General features: G+C 68.9%; 20 protein-coding genes and 1 pseudogene. 7 read left to right on the top strand and 14 right to left on the bottom strand.

The genetic code is table 11. The features are described 5' to 3' along the window. Positions 1–258: 258 nt before the first annotated feature. From F6B42_RS14905 to F6B42_RS01360, 8 genes and pseudogenes are all read right to left on the bottom strand, one after another. Complete coding sequence (locus F6B42_RS14905) at positions 259–747, bottom strand: Gfo/Idh/MocA family protein (RefSeq protein WP_223878383.1); 489 nt, start codon at positions 745–747, stop codon at positions 259–261. A 50-nt stretch (positions 748–797) separates the two neighbouring features. Beyond that, positions 798–911: pseudogene (locus F6B42_RS15130) on the bottom strand (Gfo/Idh/MocA family oxidoreductase); the annotation flags it as partial. Further along, positions 884–1,129 (bottom strand): Gfo/Idh/MocA family oxidoreductase, encoded by a 246-nt coding sequence (locus F6B42_RS15135; RefSeq protein WP_150417787.1) that lies wholly within the window; start codon positions 1,127–1,129, stop codon positions 884–886. The gene F6B42_RS15135 and the pseudogene F6B42_RS15130, both read right to left, overlap by 28 nt. A 45-nt stretch (positions 1,130–1,174) precedes the next feature. Further along, positions 1,175–3,625 carry a glycoside hydrolase family 2 TIM barrel-domain containing protein gene (locus tag F6B42_RS01340; RefSeq protein ID WP_150417788.1) on the bottom strand — a complete coding sequence of 817 codons (2,451 nt, stop codon included), beginning with the start codon at positions 3,623–3,625 and terminating at the stop codon, positions 1,175–1,177. 29 nt (positions 3,626–3,654) lie between these two features. Then, positions 3,655–4,569, bottom strand: a complete 915-nt coding sequence (locus tag F6B42_RS01345) for a carbohydrate ABC transporter permease (protein WP_150417789.1) — start codon at positions 4,567–4,569, stop codon at positions 3,655–3,657. Further along, the gene (locus F6B42_RS01350) at positions 4,566–5,516 is read right to left on the bottom strand and encodes a carbohydrate ABC transporter permease (protein ID WP_150417790.1); all 951 of its coding nucleotides are present in this window, start codon (positions 5,514–5,516) and stop codon (positions 4,566–4,568) included. Before F6B42_RS01350 ends, F6B42_RS01345 begins: the two co-directional genes overlap by 4 nt. Positions 5,517–5,584: 68 nt before the next feature. After that, a complete protein-coding gene (locus F6B42_RS01355; RefSeq protein ID WP_191089234.1) occupies positions 5,585–6,898 on the bottom strand; it encodes an ABC transporter substrate-binding protein in 1,314 nt (437 codons plus the stop codon). Between the two features lie 258 nt (positions 6,899–7,156). Next, positions 7,157–7,804, bottom strand: a complete 648-nt coding sequence (locus F6B42_RS01360; RefSeq protein ID WP_150417792.1) for an RraA family protein — start codon at positions 7,802–7,804, stop codon at positions 7,157–7,159. 100 nt (positions 7,805–7,904) lie between these two features. Here F6B42_RS01360 and F6B42_RS01365 point away from each other — a divergent pair, with 100 nt between their 5' ends. Together F6B42_RS01365 and F6B42_RS01370 are read left to right on the top strand one after the other, a co-directional pair. Continuing rightward, complete coding sequence (locus tag F6B42_RS01365; RefSeq protein WP_191089235.1) at positions 7,905–9,074, top strand: pyridoxal phosphate-dependent aminotransferase; 1,170 nt, start codon at positions 7,905–7,907, stop codon at positions 9,072–9,074. A 75-nt stretch (positions 9,075–9,149) separates the two neighbouring features. Then, positions 9,150–9,758 (top strand): TetR/AcrR family transcriptional regulator, encoded by a 609-nt coding sequence (locus F6B42_RS01370; protein WP_223878279.1) that lies wholly within the window; start codon positions 9,150–9,152, stop codon positions 9,756–9,758. Between the two features lie 177 nt (positions 9,759–9,935). Here the strand turns inward: F6B42_RS01370 and F6B42_RS01375 are convergent, their stop codons facing one another. The 6 genes from F6B42_RS01375 to F6B42_RS01400 form a co-directional block, all read right to left on the bottom strand. Then, the gene (locus tag F6B42_RS01375; protein WP_150417795.1) at positions 9,936–11,282 is read right to left on the bottom strand and encodes a dihydrolipoamide acetyltransferase family protein; all 1,347 of its coding nucleotides are present in this window, start codon (positions 11,280–11,282) and stop codon (positions 9,936–9,938) included. 31 nt (positions 11,283–11,313) lie between these two features. Continuing rightward, a complete protein-coding gene (locus F6B42_RS01380; protein ID WP_150417796.1) occupies positions 11,314–12,321 on the bottom strand; it encodes an alpha-ketoacid dehydrogenase subunit beta in 1,008 nt (335 codons plus the stop codon). Beyond that, entirely contained in the window at positions 12,318–13,463 is a 1,146-nt protein-coding gene (locus F6B42_RS01385; RefSeq protein ID WP_150418612.1) for a thiamine pyrophosphate-dependent dehydrogenase E1 component subunit alpha, read from the bottom strand. Before F6B42_RS01385 ends, F6B42_RS01380 begins: the two co-directional genes overlap by 4 nt. 457 nt (positions 13,464–13,920) lie before the next feature. Beyond that, positions 13,921–14,658: a cupin domain-containing protein gene (locus F6B42_RS01390; protein ID WP_223878280.1), complete on the bottom strand. Its 738-nt coding sequence runs from the start codon at positions 14,656–14,658 to the stop codon at positions 13,921–13,923. After that, positions 14,655–15,605: a DUF6807 domain-containing protein gene (locus F6B42_RS01395; protein ID WP_150417797.1), complete on the bottom strand. Its 951-nt coding sequence runs from the start codon at positions 15,603–15,605 to the stop codon at positions 14,655–14,657. The genes F6B42_RS01390 and F6B42_RS01395 overlap by 4 nt, the downstream gene beginning before the upstream one ends. Beyond that, positions 15,602–16,711 (bottom strand): Gfo/Idh/MocA family protein, encoded by a 1,110-nt coding sequence (locus F6B42_RS01400; protein ID WP_150417798.1) that lies wholly within the window; start codon positions 16,709–16,711, stop codon positions 15,602–15,604. Before F6B42_RS01400 ends, F6B42_RS01395 begins: the two co-directional genes overlap by 4 nt. Before the next feature lie 76 nt (positions 16,712–16,787). Here F6B42_RS01400 and F6B42_RS01405 point away from each other — a divergent pair, with 76 nt between their 5' ends. The 5 genes from F6B42_RS01405 (at position 16,788) to F6B42_RS01425 (ending at position 21,316) form a co-directional block, all read left to right on the top strand. Continuing rightward, a complete protein-coding gene (locus F6B42_RS01405) occupies positions 16,788–17,813 on the top strand; it encodes a LacI family DNA-binding transcriptional regulator (RefSeq protein ID WP_150417799.1) in 1,026 nt (341 codons plus the stop codon). A gap of 172 nt (positions 17,814–17,985) precedes the next feature. Further along, positions 17,986–18,663: a response regulator transcription factor gene (locus F6B42_RS01410; RefSeq protein WP_150417800.1), complete on the top strand. Its 678-nt coding sequence runs from the start codon at positions 17,986–17,988 to the stop codon at positions 18,661–18,663. Further along, complete coding sequence (locus tag F6B42_RS01415) at positions 18,656–20,026, top strand: sensor histidine kinase (RefSeq protein ID WP_223878281.1); 1,371 nt, start codon at positions 18,656–18,658, stop codon at positions 20,024–20,026. The genes F6B42_RS01410 and F6B42_RS01415 overlap by 8 nt, the downstream gene beginning before the upstream one ends. 56 nt (positions 20,027–20,082) lie before the next feature. After that, a complete protein-coding gene (locus tag F6B42_RS01420) occupies positions 20,083–20,826 on the top strand; it encodes a hypothetical protein (RefSeq protein WP_150417801.1) in 744 nt (247 codons plus the stop codon). A 40-nt stretch (positions 20,827–20,866) separates the two neighbouring features. Beyond that, positions 20,867–21,316 (top strand): SRPBCC family protein, encoded by a 450-nt coding sequence (locus F6B42_RS01425; protein ID WP_150417802.1) that lies wholly within the window; start codon positions 20,867–20,869, stop codon positions 21,314–21,316. The last annotated feature ends 87 nt before the right edge of the window (positions 21,317–21,403 follow it).

The following is a 21,403-nucleotide window of genomic DNA, read 5'->3' on the forward strand; positions in this document are numbered from 1 at the left end:
ACGCCGCGCCTACCTGCAACGGACTAGGACCTCGATCGCGCAACAGCGTGCCTACGTTCGTCGCAGCGGATCCCGGTCCTTGTCGAGCCGCGCGGGAGAGTGAGCTGAGGACTCGACCACCACAGTTCTACCGTCGCGCACTGATTCCTCGATGGACAACAGAACATCGAGAATGTGCGCCGCGAACACCCCGGAAGCACGTTCCGGTTCACCCGCCCAGATTGACCGTGCCAAGTCGACAACACCCACCCCTCGACCTCATGTGCTAGTTCGGGACGGGATCATCTGGGGGTCGTCGAAGAGATCGGTGACGATGCGATCCCCGCTGAAGTGGTTCGGATCAGGCACCTGTAACGTCGCCGCCGGGCCGTAGAACTCACGCTGGTTGCGCCGCACACCGCTGTCGTAACTTGTCAAGAGCGTCGCGGTCGCACCGGATCGGAAGGTCAGCAGTGCGGAGGTGTGAGTGCTCACCGTGACATCGAACCGGGTTGCGCTTGCCGCTCCGACCCGCACAGTCCGGGTCGCTCCCGAGGATCCACCGGAGGCCACAACCGTCGCCACCGGTCCCATCATCTGCACGAGGGCGCTGACGTAATACGGGCCCATGTCCAGAACTGGCCCTGCCCCGGGGGCGTAGTAGAACGCCGGATTCGGGTGCACACCTTCGGGGCCAGGCGACTGCACGACGGCAAGGGCCGAGCGGACGTGCCCGACGCGCCCCGATTCGACAAGATGCTGTGCCATCTGCAGCGCACTGCCGAAATTGTGTCGGGGGCGCATCCGAGGCGGAGACCACGTTCAGCGGCGCATGCCTCCAGAGCCTCCGCTTGCTGCCGCGACGTTGCGAGCGGCTTTTCGCTCCAAACGTGTTTGCCGGCATCTAGGATCCGGGCGGACACGTCGAAGTGTGCGCCCGGAACGGTGAGTTCAGCACGATGTCGATGGTTGGTTCCGCAAGGACTTCGGTGACCGTCATCACCGGGATACCGAACTCTGAACCTACGCGCTGCGCTCGGGCCTCATGCTCATCTGCGACACCGCGCACCGCGATGTCGGGGTACTGGACCATATTCCGGAGGTAGTGCCGACTGATCACCCCAGCACCCACGATCCCGACGCCTGTCACGGTCCTGTCATCGGTGCCCTGCTTCCCCCGGGCCGCGCTGCGAAGTCAGCTGCGTGCCGAGTCGCCGGTCGCAGCGAGGGAGACAATGGTGTCCGGGTAGCCGACCGCGTGAACCGTCACGGTGATCGGCCCCGCCGCTCCTGTGCCGCGGATGACAGCGAGTGCTCGGCCGCGGTAGGTCATCGTTTCAGAGGACCGGAAGTCGTCTTCTGTGACAGGGTTGGCGCTCCCAAGACCCTGCAGGACTGCCGGGCCGGTGAGGCTCACTTCGAGCTGCGTGTCAGGTCCGAAGCAGCGCACGCCACTCTCGTCGACGAGGCTGATCTCGAGATGTACGAGCCCTCCGCTACCGCCTCGCAGCTCGTCCGAGTCGGCATCGATGCGAATGTGGGAAGCGGCGCCGGCGGTCGCGAGGATGTTTCGTGCAAGCTCGGTTCCGTTACGGTACGCGACCGCTTCGAGCGTGCCGACCCGGTAAGGGATTTCCGTCTCGATGAGGAACGGCCGTTTCTGTCCGACGGGACCGCGGGAGACTTCTTCCCCGTTGAGAATGAATGCCACTTCGTCGCCGGTCGAGTACGCCTCGACATGAATGGGTGTCTCCTCGGCGGTTTCCCACGTCCACGACGGGGTCACATCGGACCAGGTCCACGCCTTCGGCTCGATGACGAAACGGTCTGCTCGAGGGAGCCGTGCCGCCACGTACGGGACATCGGTGAGCCCGAAGACGACCTCCCGATAAAACGACATCGGTTTGCGGTCGCCGATGAGGTCGATGTCCCCGCATACCGCTGCGATCCACGGATACGGCGCGCGATGCACCTGAGCGTCTTCGGGGTAGACGTGACGCCCAGTCCCGACTTCGCCGAGGAAGTCCCACCCGGTCCAGGTGAAATCACCGAGCACGTTGTCGTTATCGGTGACGATGCGCCAGATCTCGTCGATACGTGTGGGGAAGGACTCCGATCCGAAGTAGACGCGGTTCGGGAAATCCGTTCTGTCGACGGCGTAACGGCTGTCACCGTAGTTCAAGCCGACAACGTCGAGGGTCGAGGCAGGCTCGAGGAGACGCTCACCAACTAGATCCGAGGCCATGACCCGCTCCATGAGCTGGGTGACCTGACCCAAATAGTCGTTCAGCCCCTTGATGACCGTGCTGTCGGAATCGACCTCGGCCCGAAGCTCGGGGATCTTGTCCCGCGCGATGTACATGCCCTGCAGGGCGTGAGTCGTGATCCGGGTGGGATCCAGCGCCCGCACACGTTCGGCGAGGAGCCGCCCCCACCTGGCGCCGTGGGTGGTGCCCGCCTCGATGATCTCGTTTCCGATGGAGTAGATGATCACCGACGGGTGGTTGAAGTCTTTGGCCACCAGCGCGTCGATATCCCGTTCCCACCATTCGGGGAACCGCCGCGAGTAATCGTCACCTGACTTGGGGACGGTCCACATGTCGAACGCTTCGTCCATGACGAGCAGCCCGAGCCGATCGCAGGCGTCGAGCATAGCCACGCTCAACGGATTGTGCGACGATCTCACCGCGTTGAAACCCGCGGCTTTCAGTTTCACCGCCCGCCGAAGCGCGGCGTCGGCGAACTCTGCTGCCCCCAGGATGCCGTTGTCATGGTGCACCGCCGCGCCTCGCAGCTTCACGGTGCGGCCGTTCAGGCGCAAGCCCCTGACCGGGTCGACGCTCAGCGACCGCACCCCGAATGTGGTGTGGTCGGCGTCGAGGACGTCGTCATCATGAGAGACGGTGATGGTGGCGGTGTAGAGGTTCGGGGTGTCGAGGTCCCACAGCCGGGGCTCGCGGATGTACGCACGTAACTGCACCGGAAGGGTCTCACCGCTGCGGAGGGTGATCCGTCCCCGCTCGCCGGCTACCGCAACCCCGTCCCCATCGGTGATGTCCACACGAACGTCGAGGGTGCGGGTGATGGGTTCATCGTTGACGATTTCGGCTCGCGTGATGACGGTGGCGAGATCGCTGTCCAAGTCCGGTGTGGAGATACGGAGGGTCTGGGGTACGACTCGGACGAGGTCCCCCACGATCAGGTGCACGGGACGGTAGATCCCGCCGCCCGAGTACCACCGTGAGTCGTCGCCCGCTTGCGCGTCGACGCGGATGGTGTTGGACTGCCCGAAGTTCAGGAACGGGGTGATGTCGACGAGGAAGCCGCTGTACCCATTGGCCCACTGTCCGGCGAAGGCGCCGTTGACGTACACGGTTGCGTCGCGGTACACACCTTCGAACTGAACCGCCACTCGGGTGCGTTCCCAGACCTCCGGCGCGTCGAACTGCTTCTCGTAGGACCACCTGCCGCCGAGGAAGTATCCGTTCTGTGGGCCGCCCGATCCCTCTGCCGCTCGACCGTCGGCGAGGAGTGCGTCGTGAGGGAGCGTAACGACGTTCTCGCTCGGCGCGGCGACGCGGATGGCTTCGTGGACGGATACGAGGGGGCCGAACTGCCAGCCGTCGTTCCAGGAGGTGCGGAGCATGCGAGGGGTACCTTGCTTCGAGAATCGGGTTACTTGACGCCGCCGGCAGTGAGGTCCGAGCGCCAGTATCGCTGGAGGATGGCGAAGGCGATCAGCAGCGGGATGACAGCCAGCAGCGACCCGGTGATCGTGATGTTGTAGGGGATGCCCTCGGTGAGTCGTTCGCGCCAGTTCACCAGTCCCACAGACAAGGGCTGCAGGTGGTCGTTGTTGAGCATCAGCACGGGCAGGAGGTAGTTGCTCCAGATGGCGACGAACTGGTACAGGAAGACCGTCACCAGGGCGGGCATCATGATCGGCAGGCCGATCTTGAAGAAGATGCGCGCTTCTCCCGACCCGTCCAGTCGCGCGGCCTCTAGCAGCTCATCGGGGATTGCCTGGCTGGCGTAGATGCGGGCGAGGTACACCCCGAACGGGCTGACGAGGCTGGGCAACAGCACAGCCCAGTACGTGTTGACCAGACCGATCTCGCTGAACATCAGGTACAGGGGCAGCGCAAACAGGACGGAGGGGACCAGGACCGCGGCGAGGATGATGTTGGCGATCAGTTTGCGGCCCCGGAACTCGTACTTGCCGAGCGCGAATCCGGTCATGGCCGACAGCAGGGTGCTGATGGCTGCGCCACCGACGCAGTAGATGATGGTGTTGCCGGTCCAGACGGCGAAGATGCCGTTCTGTTGTGCGAAGACGTCGGTGATGTTCCCCCACAGGTCGAAGTGGGAGAACCACATCGGGTTGGTGGTGAAGAGGAACTCCTTGTTCTTCGTCGCAGTCACCAGCAGCCACCACATGGGGATGAGGCTGTAGAGGCCGAAGATGGCCATGACGATGAACGCGCCGGCGCGCGGGGCGAGCGGGATGCGTCGTTCGCGGATGAAGGGCCGTCGGGTGCGGGTGCGCTGCTTGTCGCCCTGCACGATGGCTCGGGTGGTGACGGTGCTCAAGAGTCTGCGCCCTTCCGCTGGGTGAACTTCAAGAAGCCGAAGGACAGGATGAAGGCGACCAGCGCCAGGATGATCGACTGTGCTGCGGCGAGGTTGTAGTTGTTGGCTGCGGCGGATTGCTGCGCGGCCATGATGGGTGTGAATGTCGAGGAGATACCCGGTGCGACTTTCGCGAGGATCGCCGGGTCGTTGTACAGCTGCACCGTTCCGATGATCGAGAAGACCGCGCTGAGGATGATTGCGGGGCGCACCGCGGGGATCTTGATGTACCAGGACGTCTTCAACCAGCCGGCGCCGTCGAGGCTGGACGCTTCGGTGAGCTCTTCGGGAACTGCTTGGAGGGCGGAGTAGATGATGAGCATGTTGAAGCCGGTGTAGCCCCAGGTCATCATGTTGCCAATGGAGAAGAAGGCCAGGTCGCTGGAGAGGAAGTTCACGTCCAGTCCGATGGCGCTCAGCCAGTCCGAGAACGGTCCGATGCGCGGCTGGTAGAGGAAGGACCACATGATCGCGGCGATCACGGCCGGGAACGCGTACGGCAAGAAGAAGATCAGCCGGAACGTGCGCCGCAGCGGTGAGAACGCCGCGTCGAGGAGCAGTGCGAGCACCAGAGCGATGAGCATCATCAGCGGGACCTGCACCACACCGATGGCGAACACGCGCCCGAAGGAGGCGATGAAGTCGCTGTTCTGCAGCGCGGCGATGTAGTTGTCGATCCCCGCGAACAGTGTTTCGCCGCCATCGAGGCCGAGCCCACTGCGCTGAACGCGGAAGAAGCTCTGCACCAGGGCGTAGACGATGGGGGCGACCATGACCCCGAGGAAGAGGATCGCGAACGGCGTCAGCAGCAGCAGCGCCGATCTGGTGCGGTGATCCGCGCGACGAGGGCGCCGCTTGGCCGCTTCTCGTTGCGTGGCCAGCTCGGCAGGCAGGACGGGTGCCGACATGGCGGCTCCTTTTCTTCGGGAAGAGGATCAGGGGTGCCCGGGGAGGAATCCGGGCACCCTTGAAGCGGTTACTCGGTGACGGTCAGGCCCTGATCGGAGAGGGTGGTGACGGTGCTCTGCTGGGCCTCGTCGAGAAGGTCCGGGAGCGTCTTCTGGCCGGCTCCGACGAGCTTGAGGCCGTCGTTGATCTGCGGCTGCAGGGTAGTCATGTTCGGGCCCCACACCCACGAGTCGGGCGTGTTGCGCGCCGCAGTGGTGAACACGTCGTAGATCTTCTCGCCGTTGAAGAAGTCCGATCCCTCCGACAGCACGGGCAGGTCCTGGCCGCTGAGCGACGCGGGGAAGATGCCGGTGTTCTCGATGTACGCGTTGACGCTGTCATCGTTGGTGCTCAACCAGATGGCGGCCTCAGTGGCCTCCTCCGGGTTCGCGCAGCCCTTGAGCACTGCGTTCGTGGAACCACCGCGGTTACCCGATGCGTCGTCGCCAGCGTTCCACTGCGGCAGCTCCGCGACGGACAGCTTCCCGGCAAGCCCCGGCGCGTTCTGCTCCAGCAGCGCGACCGCCCATGCGGCACCCACGAAGGAGAGGACCCGGCCCTCCTGGATGCTGGTGTACCACGCGGTATCGAATGCGGGCTCGGCGACCACGAGCTGATCGTCGACGAGGCCCTGCCAGTAGTCGGCGACCTCCTGGGAGGCGGTGTCGTTGATGTCGACCTGCCATTCGCCGCCCTCGGTGCCGAACCACTGCGCACCGTTCTGCCACGCCAGAGCTCCGATGTCGTAGGTGCTCAGCGGAAGGGTGGTCATGTAGGCGTTGGGGTCGGCTGCGTGGACGGTCGCGGCGTCCGCGGCGAAGTCTTCCCATGTGGCGGGCGCGTCGAGGCCGTACTGCTGGAACAGGTCCGCACGGTAGAACAGCGCCATCGGCCCCAGGTCGACGGGGATGCCGAAGACCTGACCACCGACGCTCGCCAGCTGCCAGGCGGCGGGGGCGAAGAGGTCTTTACTCGAGTCTGCGAACTCGGTGATGTCCTCGAGCGCGCCGGCGGTCGCGAAGCTGGGGATGGTGTCGTAGGACACCTGCCCCAGGCACGGACCGTTGCCAGCATTCACCGCGTTCAGCATCTTCTCGTAGCCGCCGGCGCTGCCGGCCGAGATCTGCGTGTAGTTGATCTGCACGTCATCGTGCGCAGCGTTGAAGGTGTCGACCGCCTTCTCCTGCCCCAGGGCTGAACCCCAGAATTCGATGGTGATCGGCTCACCGTCGCCGGACGCCGAGGGTGATGCCGCGCCTCCGGCGGAACACCCGGCCAGAGCGGCGACCGCGAACGTTGCTGTCGCCGCTGCGGTGATGGTCTTGAACCGTCGCGAAGTCATGTGAACTCCTTGTGTTGTGCCACCCATGGTGACGGTGTGGATGCAGGTGGGGCGTTGTTGACCCTGGAACGGTCAGATGCGGATCCCGCGAGAAGGAGGTTGGTGATTGCGTCTCGAGTGCATACGTGGGCGGGTCCACCCGAGTTCGACCACATTGGAGCGGCGTTGCTCGGTCCAGCATAAATGAGATTCATATCTCAATTGGGATGAGTATGCGAGTTACTTCCGCACCCTGTCAAGCGGACGACAAGAGAAGCATCAAGGACGCTCGCCCTTGGAGTTGCGAATTCGGGCACGCAAGCGGTCTTCGGCGGCTTCGAGCCGCTCAACCTCTCTGGCGACAGCGGCAATGCGTCCCGCAGGAATCACGGCGACACCATCCGCATCGGCCACGATGAGGTCGCCCGGGTTCACGACAACCCCACCGCACGCCACAGGCGCCCCCACGGCGCCCGGCCCGTTCTTGAAGGGTCCTGCCGGCGAGAGCCCCCGCGCCCACACCGCCAGCCCGAGATCGCTGATTGCAGCCGCGTCCCGAGAGAGTCCGTCGATGATGACGCCCGCGATCCCGCGCGTCATGCAAATCTCCGCCAGCAGATCTCCGAACACAGCGCGGGCAGAACCGCCCTGCGCGTCGATGATGAGCACGTCTCCCGGTTCGGCATGATCGAGCGCGACATGGATGGCGAGGTTGTCACCTTCGCGGGTGAGCACCGTTAAGGCACGCCCCGCGCACCGGGCACGACCGTCGAGCGCGGAGATCCCGGAATCCATCAGACCAAACCGACCCATCGCATCCCCGACCAGCGTAGAAGCGGCGTGAGCGAATCGAGCTACGAGGTCGGGCGGCAGCTCCTCCGTTCGGTCGTGAACGTGGACAGTCGACGTGTCGGCGTTGATGAACATGCGGCTCCAATTGAAATATGACTATCAATTGGTAATCTACTCTTGCTTTGCTCGGTTGGGCAGTGCAACGACGCCGCCGTCCGGGCCGACAGGAGAGATCATGCAGCTGACTGAGACCATCGAGTCCAACGCCGCGCGACGCATAACGCAAGCCTCGCGCCGCCCGGCGACGCTCGGTTCAACCCCCGCCGACGCTGTCGCGCTCTCCATGGGCGAGCCGGACTCCGGGACACCGCGGGTGGTCGTCGACGCGGCGGTCGCGGCGCTGCACGCCGGGCGCACCCGCTACACGAACCTGACTGGCGACCCCTCCTTGCGCGACGCGCTCGCAGAGAAGCTGACCTCCAGCGCGGGACGCCCGATCAGCAGTGAACAGATCGTCGTCACCCACGGAGGCAGCGCCGGTCTTGCTGCGACGATGCTCGCTCTGGTCGACCCGGGGGAGAACGTCCTGATCCCCGAGCCGACGTACTCGCTGTATGCCGACCACGCCGCGATGGTCGGGGCGAATACGATTTGGGTTCCGAACCGCGCCGACGGTGGGCTGGACCTCGAAGCACTTGAAGAGCAGGCAGCGACGGCCCGGATGATTGTGCTCTGCAACCCCGGCAACCCAACTGGGCGCGTGTACTCCACAGCGGACCTCGACCAACTGACCAGGATCCTCCGTCATCACCCCGAGCTCGTGCTCCTGGCCGATGAGGCCTACGGCGACATCGTCTTCGAGGGAACGCAGTTCCGGTCGGCGTTGTCGTTTGTCGACGTCGCAGACCAGGTGGTCGTATGCAGCACCTTTTCCAAGTCGTACGCGATGACTGGCTGGCGAGTCGGATACGTCGTCGCGACCCCCGACATCGCGAGCCGCGTCAACCTCTTGCACCGCACCGTCAATGGATCCATCAATACCTTCGTTCAGGATGCCGCCGCCGTCGCCCTCGCGATCACCGACACCGACCTGCGAGAGACCGCACGGTCGTACCAGCTGAGGCGCGACCTCGTGGTCGCCGCTCTCGACGGGGTCGCGGGCCTGAGCATGCTGCCTCCTCAGGGCGCGTTCTACGCGTTCGTCGCCATCGATTCAGACCTCACGTCCGACGAGATGACGGCGCGCTTCGCCGATGGTGGCGTCGTCGTTCGCTCCGGAAGCGAGTTCGGCCCCTCCGGGGAGGGCTACGTCAGATTGTCATTCGCGACCGACCCCGACACGCTCCGCGAAGGGCTCCGACGTTTTCTCGTTGTCGCCGGCCAGATCACTCACCCCCGGCGATGACCCAACATGGCTCCCCGCGGAAACCTTTTCACGCGTGGGAAGATGAGGCCCCGACGATGCAACACGGAGGAATCGATGCGTAGCGACACACGACGCAACATCCGCCTACTGCTCAACGCTGTCGCGGAGGAGATCGAAGAGAACCCGACCGGCTTGAGCATGCAGTCCGCAGCGGCTCGCGCAGGCATCGGCACCGCTACCGCCTACCGCTACTTCTCCACCCTTGACGACCTCGTTGCCGCGTACGTGCTCGAAGTCTTCGAGGAGCTGAAGACCTTCTCACACGATGCGACGGAGAGCGGCGCCGAGTTGTTCAACGTTGTCTTGCGCGAATGGGTCGACGTCGTGCTGCGTAACGGACAGGCAATGGTGCACCTGCGATCGCGCTCCGGATTCCTGCAACGCTTGGATGCCGGGAACCCGGTGATAGACCGGTCTCGCGAGATCTGGGAACGCCCCCTCGCATCCCTTCTCGATGACATGGACGAGCCGGCGACCGATCTTCGCTGGGCGATGTTCCTCGCGAACATCCTGAGCGATCCTCGCGAGATCCTCGACCTGCACCGCGCGGCGGGACTCTCCGTCGACGAAATCTGCGCGAGCCTCGACGGCGCGATCCGAGGCGCCATCGCGGGGTGGTCTACTGTCACCTCCAGCACGGATATGCTCCTACCCGACGTATGAGCAACGATCGCCTGCTTCTCACAGGACGCGGTGTACGCGAGGCAGCCCGCTACCACGGTTCCGCGTCTCCTGAGGAGGTGGACAGCCGTCGCGCGTTGATAACGGGGCTAGATGCCAGCGAACTCCTAGATGCCAGCGAACACAGCGAGCGCCATCCATGTTCTGTGACGCCTCACATCAGTCGAGCAGCAGCGCGGGCTCCTCGAGCACCGAGGCCACGTCGGCGATGAAGCGGCTCATGCCGTCGCCGTCCACCACTCGGTGATCGAACGACCCCGACACCGTCGTGACGTAGCGGGGACGCACCTCGCCGTCGACGACCCACGGCTTCTGGCGGATCGTGCCCATCGCGATGATGCCGGACTCCCCCGGGTTGATGATCGGCGTGCCGGCATCCATCCCGAAGACGCCGATGTTGGTGATCGTGATCGTGCCGCCCTGCTGGTCGGCGGGCGATGTCTTGCCCTCCCGGGCGGTCAGCGTCAGCTTCTCGAGGCCCCGCGCGAGACCGCGCATGTTGAGATCCTGCGCATCCTTGATGTTCGGCACGAGGAGGCCACGGGGCGTCGCCGCCGCGATGCCGAGGTTCACGTAGTGGCGCACCCGGATCTCGGCGCCGGCCTCGGTCTCGACCCACGCGGCATTGACCATCGGGGTGCGACGCACCGCCCAGACGACGGCGCGCGCCATGATCAGCAGCGGCGACACCTTGATGTCGGCGAAGTCGGGCGACGCCTTCATCCGCTTGACGAGCTCCATCGTCCGCGTCGCGTCGACATCGGTCCACACCGACACGTGCGGCGCGGTGTACGCGGAATCGACCATGTGCTTGGCGGTGACCTTGCGGACGCCCTTGACGGGGATCGTCTCCACGCGCTCGTCGGCCGGTTCGCCCGAGACGACCGCCGGGGGAACCGGGATCGTGTGCTCGCGGACGTCGGGACGGGCCGGCGTCTGGAGGTTGCGGAACACCGACGCCTGCGACGCGTGCTTGACGACGTCGTCGCGGGTCACCTCGCCCGCCGAGCCGGTCGGCGTCACCGAGGCCAGCTCGACGCCGAGGTCGCGGGCGAGCTTGCGGATCGGCGGCTTGGCGACGACGCCGATCGCGGCGCGGGCCGGAGCCTCCGCGGGCTTGCGGCGACGCGACTGCACCTGACCGCCCCCGCCGTAGCCGACGAGGACGGAGCCGCTCTCCTCGGCCGCGGCCGGACGCTCGGGCTCAGGCTGACCGTGCTCGGAACGCCCGGCATCCGTCCCGGCGGAATCGGATGCCGCGGCCGCCGACGCGTCGATCGTGATGATCGCGGCACCGACCTCGACGGTCGCACCCTCGTCGACGAGCAGCTCGCCGACCGTGCCCGAGAAGGGCGAGGGCAGCTCGACGAGCGACTTCGCGGTCTCGATCTCGACGAGCACGTCGTTGACCGACACGGTGTCGCCCGCGGCGACGCGCCACTGCACGATCTCGGCCTCGGTGAGGCCTTCGCCGACGTCGGGCAGGTGGAAGGTCTGGGTGCTCATGAGGGGATCCTCTCGCAGGCGCGTCGGATGGTCAGTAGGCGAGGGCGCGGTCGACGGCCTCGAGGATGCGGTCGGCGTCGGGCAGGTAGGCGCCCTCGAGCTTCGCGGCGGGGAACGGCACGTCGAAGCCCGAGACGCGCAGCACGGGGGCCTCGAGCGAGAAGAACGCCTGCTCGGTCACGGTGGCGGCGACCTCGGATCCGAGCGAGGTGAACCCCGGCGCCTCCTGCCCGTAGACCATGCGGCCGGTGCGGCGGACGGAGTCGACGATCGGCGCGTAGTCGATCGGCGACAGCGAGCGGAGGTCGACGACCTCGCACGAGATGCCCTCGCTCTCGGCGAGCGCGGCGGCCTGGAGCAGCACGGTGACCATCGCGCCGTGGCCGACGAGGGTGACGTCGGTGCCGCGGCGGACGACGCGCGACGCGTGCAGCGGCAGCGCGCGGGCCGACGGATCGACCTCGCCCTTGGGCCAGTAGCGCGACTTCGGCTCGAGGAAGATCACCGGGTCGGGCGAGGCGACGGCATCCTGGATCATCCAGTACGCGTCGTTTGGCGTCGAGGGCGAGACGACGCGCAGGCCCGGGGTGTGCGTGAAGTACGCCTCGGGGCTCTCCTGGTGGTGCTCCACGGCGCCGATGTGCCCGCCGTAGGGGATGCGGATGACGACGGGGAACGACATGCGACCCTCGTGCCGGTTCGTGAGCTTCGCCAGCTGCGAGGTGATCTGGTCGAAGGCGGGGAAGACGAAGCCGTCGAACTGGATCTCGCACACGGGGCGGTAGCCGGCCATGGCGAGCCCGATGGCCGTGCCGACGATGCCCGACTCCGCGAGCGGCGTGTCGAGCACGCGTCGCTCGCCGAACTCGGCCTGGAGCCCCTCGGTGACGCGGAAGACGCCGCCCAGGCGCCCGATGTCCTCGCCCATGAGGAGCACGCGGTCGTCGTTCGCCATCGCGGCGCGCAGGCCCGCGTTGAGCGCCTTGCTGAAGGGCAGGGTCTGCACGCCCGTGGCCGTGTCGGCGCTGTCGATGCTCATGCGCGTCCCTCCTCGAAGGATGCCTCGTAGTCGGCGAGCCACTGGCGCTGCTGCTCGACGAGCGGATGCGGCTCGCTGTAGGCGTGCGTGAACATGCTGTCGGGATCGAGCGAACCGAGCTCGTTCGTGCGCACGCGCACATCATCGGCGTAGGCGGCGGCCTCGGCGTCGACCTCGTCGAAGAAGGATGCCGCGGCCCCCTTCTGCTCGAGGAATCCGCGCATGCGGGCGATCGGGTCGCGCTGCGCCCAGAACCGCTCCTCGTCGCTCGTGCGGTACTTCGTGGGGTCGTCGCTCGTCGTGTGCGCGCCCATCCGGTATGTCAGCGCCTCGATGGCGCGCGGACCCTCACCCGAGCGCGCCTCGTCGAGGGCGAGCCGGGTCACGGCGTAGCTGGCGAGCACGTCGTTGCCGTCGACGCGGATGGACGGCATGCCGTAGCCCTCGCCGCGCCGCACGAGCGGAACCCGCGACTGGGTCGAGACGGGGACCGAGATCGCCCAGTGGTTGTTCTGCAGGAAGAACACCTGCGGCGTGTTGTAGCTCGCGGCGAAGACCATGGCCTCGTGCACGTCGCCCTGGCTGGAGGCGCCGTCGCCGTAGTAGACGATGACGGCCTCGTCGCGCTCCGGGTCCCCCGTGCCGGTGCGTCCGTCGAACACCATGCCCATGCCGTAGCCCGACGCGTGCAGCGTCTGCGACCCGAGCACCAGGGTGTAGATGTGCGTGTTGCCGTTCTTCGGGTCGGTCGGGTCCCACCCGCCGTGGGTGAGCCCGCGCATCAGGCGGATGATGTCGATCGGGTCGACGCCGCGGATGGTGCAGACGACGTGCTCGCGGTACGAGGGGAAGAGGTGGTCCTGGGCGCGCGTCGCGCGCGCCGAGCCGACCTGCGCGGCCTCCTGGCCGAAGGACGGCGGCCACAGCGCGAGCTGTCCCTGTCGCTGCAGGTTCGTCGCCTGCCGGTCGAAGGCGCGCACCGTGACCATGTCGCGGTAGAACGTCTCGAGCTCGCTGTCGGGCAGCGCCTCGACGAGCGGAAGGTACCGCTCGGCCTCGGCGGAGGGCGCGAGCGTCCCATCGGCCGCGAGGACGCGGACGAGAGCGGGGTCGTGTGCGTCGGCGTCGGGGGTGGCGGGCATCGCCGCGGGAGAACCGGTCACGCTCTAACGCTAACGCGCCGCCTATGACCCGTTCTGCATGCGCCGCACAATGGATGCCGCGATTCGCCGTGCCGGTCGCACAAGGGCGCGCGGTGTCCGGGCTTCGCGCGCCCGTGCCGCGATGCAAGGGATCGTGGCCGACACGCCGGTGACCCGGCATCCGCACCGGGGTGTCGCCAGCACGACCTTGCATCGCGGATCGGGCGCGCGGAGGCGGCCCCGGCCCAGGGCGGTCGCCCCGGCCGAGGGAGGCGGCCCCGGCCCAGGGCGGTCGCCCCGGCCCAGGGCGGTCGGGCTGCCGGGCCCCGGCGCGGGTGGTCACCACGCCGCAGCACGGTCCGCGATGCAAGGGATCGTGGCCGACACGCCGGTGACCCGGCATCCCCACCGGGGTGTCGCCGACACACCGTTGCATGCCGGGGCGGCCAGGGCCGCGTCAGGCGCCCTCGTCGCGGACGTCGAAGGCGCGCAGGCGCCCGCACATCCCGAACCCGCGTTCGCCGGTGAGGGCCGGCGCCTGGCGCAGCGTCGCGTCCGCGAGGTGACCGGCGGTGCCGGCCGTCAGCGCCCGCACCACGCCGAGACTGCGCTCGGCCTGGGCGAGCGGCCCGTCAGCGACGATCGCCTCCCAACCCGCGGCGCGCTCGGCGACGAGTGCCGCCGCCGCCTCGTGGAATCGGCGCAGCGGGCCGTCGTCGCCGGCGACGAGGGCGTCGCGCAGCCGCAGGTAGCCCGAGACCGCGAGGTCGCGGCGGTGAGCGGCATCCTTCGCCCGGTTCGTCTCGGAACCGTGGCTCGGCAGAGTCGCGGCGGCGCGATAGCGCTCGGCGTCGGCGACGATCTCGGCGGGGAACGTCATGACGGCGTCGCCCGCCTCGGGAAGGCCGGCGTTGCCCATCACCACGAGCACACGCAGGTCGCCGTGGTTGACGGCGCGGTGGATCGTTCCCGGCGTGAACCACACGACCGTCCCCGCTTCGAGCGGCGTCTCGCGCGCCCCGGAGAGGTCGAGGGTGTGCAGGGCGCCCCGGCCCGAGATCACGACATAGCACTCGGTCGACGCGAGATGCATGTGCGGACTCCCGCCGACGAGACCGTCGGGAGCCGCGTCGTCGTAGACGTCGAGCATCGTGACGGACGTGCCGCCGGGGAAGGTTCCGACCGCGCCGGTCACGACCGGACCGCTCGGGCTGCGGCATCCGACGCGCCCTCCGCGAGCACGCCGCGGGCGAGTCCCGCGATCTCGGCCGCGCGCTCGGCCGTCCCGTCGGCGACCGCCACCGCGTAGCGGAACACGACGGTCCGGCCGGGCTCGACCGGCACCTCCTCGCTGAAGAATGGCGCGGGATTGATGCACGCGAACTCCTCCGTCCGCACGAACCACTGCGGCGGATGCTGCGGGTTGGCCGCATCGTCGACGAAGGCCAGCACGGACTCGGCGTCGATCTCGTCGTGCCGGCCCGCGAAGGCCATCCACTCGTGACGCTGTCCACGCATGTCGTTGCCCGAGCCGGATCCCGTGGGGCTGATGGCGAGGCCTCCCGTGAACGAGCGCGGTCCGCGCCAGAACAGTCCGCCGTAGCCGGCGTTCTCGCGCCCGCGGGTCGTCGGCGAGCCGATCGAGATCGTGGCGTCGGTCACGTTCGTCATCGCCGTCTCGAAGGTCAGCACCCACACGTCGTCCGCCGCGACGCGCGCCGTCAGGCTGCGCCGCTCGTCGAAGAGGTGGATGCCGCCTTCGGTGATCCACTGGAGCGTGTGCGCGAAGCGGGCGACGCCGCCCTCGACCGACTGCTCGAGGGTGGTCCGGTGCTCCTGCGACCCGTCGTTCGGCAGCTGGACGTAGAAGCGGCCCGGGACGAAGGTCGGTCCGCCCCAGAAGTTCTCGTCGTCGACGACCGGCAGCGACCACGCGATGCCCTTGTGCCAGACGTGGTCGTGCGGGCGGAAGAGGCTGACGACACGACCGGCGCGGGTGCGCAGCGGACTCAGGTACGGCTTCGGCGACTCCAGCTGGGGACTGTCGGGGACGAGGGTGTAGCGGAAGAGCTCGACATCCCCGTCGAGGACCGAGATTCCACTGTCGTCGCCGGTGATCCGGAGAGTGCTGTCGATGGTCATGCCGCCGCCCCCTTCAGGCGAGCCCACGGCACGACCCCGCCGTCCATGCTCTGCGAGAACGCGTCGTCCTCGCCGATCTCGCCCGCCCGGATCGGCGTGCCGCGGAACGCCGAAGCGTAGGTCGCCGCCGCGAACTCCAGGGTCCGCCGCGAGTCGTGGATGTCGACGCCGGGACGCTCGCCCGCCACGAGAGCATCGAGGATCGCCTCGATCTGCATCCGGTGGCCGCTGACCTCGGTCCCCTCCGCCCGCCACAGCTCGGCGAGATGCTCGTGACCCGGTGCCGGGGTGAAGGTCCAGTCGCGGTCGGAGTATCCGTAGAGATGCTCGACCTCGACGGTCGCGTACTCGTAGTCGAAGCGCAGGCGCGAGGTCTCGCGCGGCGAGACGACCGAGTTCACGACCGTCGCGAGCGCGCCGTTGTCGAACTCGGCCAGCGCCACCGACACGTCCTCCGTATCGGTCGGGCGGGACTGGCGCGCCGCGAAGGCCGTGACCTTCGACCACGGGCCGAGGATGGCGAGCATCAGATCGAACTGATGGATGCCGTGCCCCATCGTGGGTCCGCCGCCCTCGACCTCCCAGCGGCCGCGCCACGGCACGTCGAAGTACTCGGCGGGCCGGTACCAGAGGGTCTCGCATGTCGCGACCTGCGGCCGTCCGAGCGCCCCCGAGTCCGCGATGCGGCGCAGCCGCTGCGCAGCCTCGCCGTAGCGGTGCTGGAACACCGTGAGCACCGGCACTCCCGTCGTCGCCTCCGATGCGACGAGGACATCGAGCTCGCTGAGGCTCAGCGCGATCGGCTTCTCGACGAGTGCCGGGACGCCCGCGCGCTGCGCCAGCAGGGCGAGCGGCACGTGCGACTGCGGCGGCGTGCAGATGTGGACGAGGTCGAGACTCTCGGCGTCGAAGAGCGCCGCGGCATCCGTGTAGATGCCCGCCGCACCGAATCGCTCGGCGAAATCCCGCGCACGCGCCTCGTCGACATCGGCGACGGCGACGATCTCGGCTTTGTCGCTGAGATCGCGCAGCGCCTCGGCGTGCGCGTGGGCGATGCCGCCGGTGCCGATGATGGCGACGCGCGCCCGCGGATGGGTGACTGACATCGGGATCTCCTCGTTGTGATCGTTCACCTTTCGCTCGAACTTAGTGAACGATCACGTTTTGGGTCAAGATGGGGCCATGAGCGCACCGGGCGTCCCTCCCGCGAAGCGGCCGACCATTCTCGACGTCGCCCGTCTGGCCGGCGTCTCGCATCAGACGGTGTCGCGCTACCTGCGCTTCTCCGGTGAAGGTCTGAAGCCGCAGACCGTCGCGCGCGTCAGCGCCGCCGTCGACGAGCTCGGATACCGGCCGAACCTGGTCGCCCGGTCGATGCGCACGCGTCGCACCGGCCGGCTGGCCGTCCTGATCCCGACGGTCGCCTTCAACCCGGCGCGCATGCTCGCGGGCGCGAGCGCCGTGGCGCACGAGGCGGGCTACGCCGTCGACGTCATCAGCGTCGAGGGCGGTGCCGCCTCGCGCAGCGCGCGCCTGTCGGACCTCGTCGAGTTCGGACAGGTCGAGGGCGTCCTCTCGTTCGCCCCGCTGGATACCGAAGCCGTCGAGCGGATGCCGGCGGCGACCACCGTCGTCATCGCCGCCGAGCTCGACGACGAGATGCGCGGGATCGGCGAGCTGGCCGACGGGTCGGCGATGACCGAGATCATCGAGCGGCTCGCCGCATCCGGACACCGCCGCTTCTTCCACGTCGCCGGTGCGCGCGACTTCGCGTCGGCGCGGGCTCGGCGCGAGATCTACCTTGCCACGGTCGAACGCCTCGGGCTCGAGTCGGTGGGCATATACGACGGCGACTGGTCGGGAGAGTCGGGGGTCGCCGCCGTCGCGACGCTGCCCGACGACGCGCCGCCCCTCGCGATCCTCGCCGCGAACGACCTCGTCGCGGCCGGCGTGCTCGCCGCCGTCACGGCGCGCGGCTGGCGCGTTCCGGCCGAGGTGAGCGTCACCGGCTGGGACGATGTCGCCACGGCGCCGTTCCTCATCCCCGCCCTGACCTCGGTCGCGATCGACCTCGAGCGCATCGGCAGCGACGCGATGCGCCGCCTCCTCGCGGCGATGCGCGGCGAGGAGGCCGAGCTCCACGACGGCCCGACGAGCCGCGTCGTGTGGCGCGCCTCGACCGGGTCGCCGGAGGCGCCTCCCACGTGAGACGCAGCCGGCGCGTCACCCCGTGCCGCCCGGGGCCGCGATGCGAGGGATCAGGGCCGACACGCCGCCCCGACCGCCTCCGGCCCGGCGTGCCGCCGCAGAATCCTTGCATCCGCGCACGCCCCGCCGCGTTTCAGCCGCGCTTCAGCGTGCGCGCGACACACTGGGCGGGATGCGAGTTCTGGTGGTCGATGACGAGGTGCGCCTCGCCGACGGGATCAAACGCGGCCTCGAGGCCGAGGGCTTCGCCGTCGATGTCGCCCACGACGGCGTCGACGGCCTCTGGCGCGCACGCGAGACGCGGTACGACGCGATCGTGCTCGACCTGATGATGCCGGGGATGAGCGGCTGGAAGGTGTGCGCCGCGCTGCGCGCCGAGGAGAACTGGACCCCGGTGCTCATGCTGACCGCGAAGGACGGCGAATGGGACCAGGTCGAGGCGCTCGAGACGGGCGCCGACGACTACGTCACGAAGCCGTTCTCCTACCCCGTGCTCGTCGCGCGGCTGCGCGCGCTCATCCGGCGGGGCGGGGTCGAGCGTCCCGTCGCGCTCGAAGCCGGCGACCTGCGCGTCGATCCGGGCGCACGACGCGTGTGGCGCGGCGACGTGCCGATCGAGCTGACCTCCCGCGAGTTCGCCGTGCTCGAGCACCTGATCCGACACCGCGGGCAGGTGCTGTCGAAGCGCGCGCTCATCGCGGGGGTCTGGGACGACGACTTCGACGGCGACCCGAACATCGTCGAGGTCTACGTCGGCCACCTGCGTCGCAAGGTCGACCGCCCGTTCGGCCGGGATGCCATCGAGACGGTGCGCGGAGCCGGCTACCGATTGGCGGCCGACGGTGGCTGATCGCGTCGCCGCCGACGCCGCCGCCGATGCTGCGCAGAAGCGGATGCGGCGCCCGCGGTCCCTGCGCGCGCGCATCACCCTGCTGGCCACGGTCGCGGTGGCGATCGTCATGATCGTCGGGTCGCTCGCCTTCCACCTCGTGCTGAGCGCCAGCATCCACGCCGCGACCGAGCGCGCGGCCGAGACGCGCGCCGAGGAGCTCGCCGCGCGCATCGCGACGGGCGGACCGGGGGTCGTGGCGGCGATCGAGGACGACGCGGCGCAGCTGATCGACGACGCCGGCCGGGTGATCGCCGCCTCCGACGACGCCGACGACCGTGCGCTCCCCCGCGTCGAGTCCGGAAGGGTCGTCGACGTCGACGGCGACGCCCTGCTGCTCGTCCGCGAGGACGTCGACGGCGGGAATGCGGACGGCGGCCGTGAGCTGATCCTCGGGGTCTCGGTGGAGGACGACCGCGAGACGCTGGCGACGGTCGCGATGCTGCTGACGGTCTCCACGATCGCCGTCGTCGGCGTCGTCGCCGGCGTGACGTGGTGGGTCGTGGGCCGCTCGCTGCGTCCCGTCGCACGCATCCGCGCCGAGGTCGAGGCCATCACCGCCGACCGACTCGATCGGCGCGTCGCCGAGCCGCCGTCGGGCGACGAGATCGCGGCGCTGGCGGTGACCATGAACCGGATGCTGGACCGACTCGACAGCGCGTCGGCGGCGCAGGGGCGTTTCGTTGCGGACGCGTCGCACGAACTGCGCTCGCCCCTCGCGACCATCCGCCAGCACGCCGAGCTCGCGAGGGCGCATCCCGAGGCGAGCTCGCTCGACGATCTGGCCGGGGTCGTGACGGACGAGGGCGCGCGCATGCAGCACCTCGTGGACGCACTCCTGCTGCTCGCCCGCCTCGACGAACAGGCGCCACGGCGCGCCGATGCCGTCGATCTCGACGACATCGCCCTCGCAGAGGTCGCTCGCCTGCGGTCCCGAGGCGTCGCCGTGGACGCGTCGGGGATCGGCGCGGCCCGCGTGACGGGCGATCCGAGGCTGCTCGGTCAGCTCGTGCGCAACCTGGCCGACAACGCCGCACGGCACGCGGTGTCGCGCGTCGCGATCGCGGTCGGTCACGGCGGTGACCGCGTCGTGCTGACCGTCGACGACGACGGCACGGGCATTCCCGAGGACGAGCGCTCACGCGTCTTCGAGCGATTCGTCCGCCTCGATGAGGGACGGGCGCGGGATGCCGGGGGCAGCGGACTCGGTCTCGCCATCGTCCACGGTGTCGCGACGTCGGCGGGCGGGTCGGTCGCGATCGGCGACGGTCCCCTCGGCGGGGCCCGGTTCACGGTCGAGCTGCCCGCGGCATCCGGAAGCTGAAGCCGCCTTCAGGTCGCTTCAGGAGTGCTTCAGCACCCCCTGGGCACGATCGGATCATGACCGAGACGAACCACACCCCCGACAACCAGCCGACCATCCCCATCGAGCCGGCGGCTCCCGTCGAGCCGACGACCGCCGCGGCCGCCCCCGCGCCGAAGCGTCGCGGGCGCCTCGCCCTCATCGCCGGCGGTGCCGTTCTGGGCGCAGCCCTGCTGGCCGGTGGCGGTGTCGCGGTGGGCGCCGCCATCGCCGACGACGACGATGACGACGACCGCGCGAGCGCACGGGTGGACGACAGGACGGGCACGACCGGCGCGACGGGCGCGACCGACGCCCCGGGCACGACCGGCACGACCGGCACGACCGCGAGCGCCTGGGGCGCGGCATCCGCCGACGAGCTCGACGAGGTCGCGCAGGCGGCGAGCGCGGTCGCCGAGGGCCAGCCCGTCTCGATCGACGCGAACCGCGACGGCAGCTGGGACGTGACGCTGCGCGGTGCGGACGGCGGTGAGACCGAGGTGCGCGTCGCCGCCGACGGCTCCGCGGCCGTGCGCGAGACGGAGGCCCCCGACGGCGACGACACCGCGCCGCGGAACATCCTGGATGCCGCGACCCTCCGCTCGATCGTCGACGCCGCCCTGGCCGAATCCGCCGCCGCCGGCGGCCGGGTCGTGGACGTCGACGCGGACGACGACAGCCGCTCCCCGTTCGACGTGACGATCCTCGTCGCCGACGGACGCACCGTCGACGTCGAGCTCGACGCGGCGGGCGCCGTGCTCCGCACCGATCTCGACGACTGATCGCCGGGGCACGGCCGGCGCCGGATGCGATGATCGCGGAGTGACCACGACGTTCGAGATCGAGACCCGGGCACCTGTCGCGCTCGTGAAGCTCTTCGACGCCTCGCTCGACATCGACGCGCATATCTCGTCCATGCCGGGAACGCGCGAGCGCGCGGTGGCCGGGGTGACGTCCGGCCGGATCGGGCTCGGCGAGAGCGTGACCTGGCGCGCGTGGCATTTCGGCATCCCGTTCACTCTGACCTCGCGGGTCACCTCACTCGACCGGCCCGGACGATTCGTCGACGAGCAGGTCCGCGGGCCGTTCCGGGAGTTCCGTCACGAGCATCTCTTCCGACGGGACGGCGGCGCGACCGTCATGCTCGACCGCGTGACGATCGCGTCGCCGATCTTCGGCACGCTCGCCGAGCGACTGATCCTGGTTCCGTACCTCCGACGGCTCCTCACCCGGCGCGCTCGGCACCTGGTGGCGTCGCTGCCTCGGGACTGACGCGCCGCGAAGACAGGCGATCCGGCTGACGCAGGACGAATCGCGACCGAACGTCCTGCGGAGGCAGGATCGCCTGCCTCCGGCGCG

Origin of the sequence: Microbacterium radiodurans (assembly GCF_008710705.1) — a bacterium.
Lineage (GTDB): Bacteria > Actinomycetota > Actinomycetes > Actinomycetales > Microbacteriaceae > Microbacterium > Microbacterium radiodurans.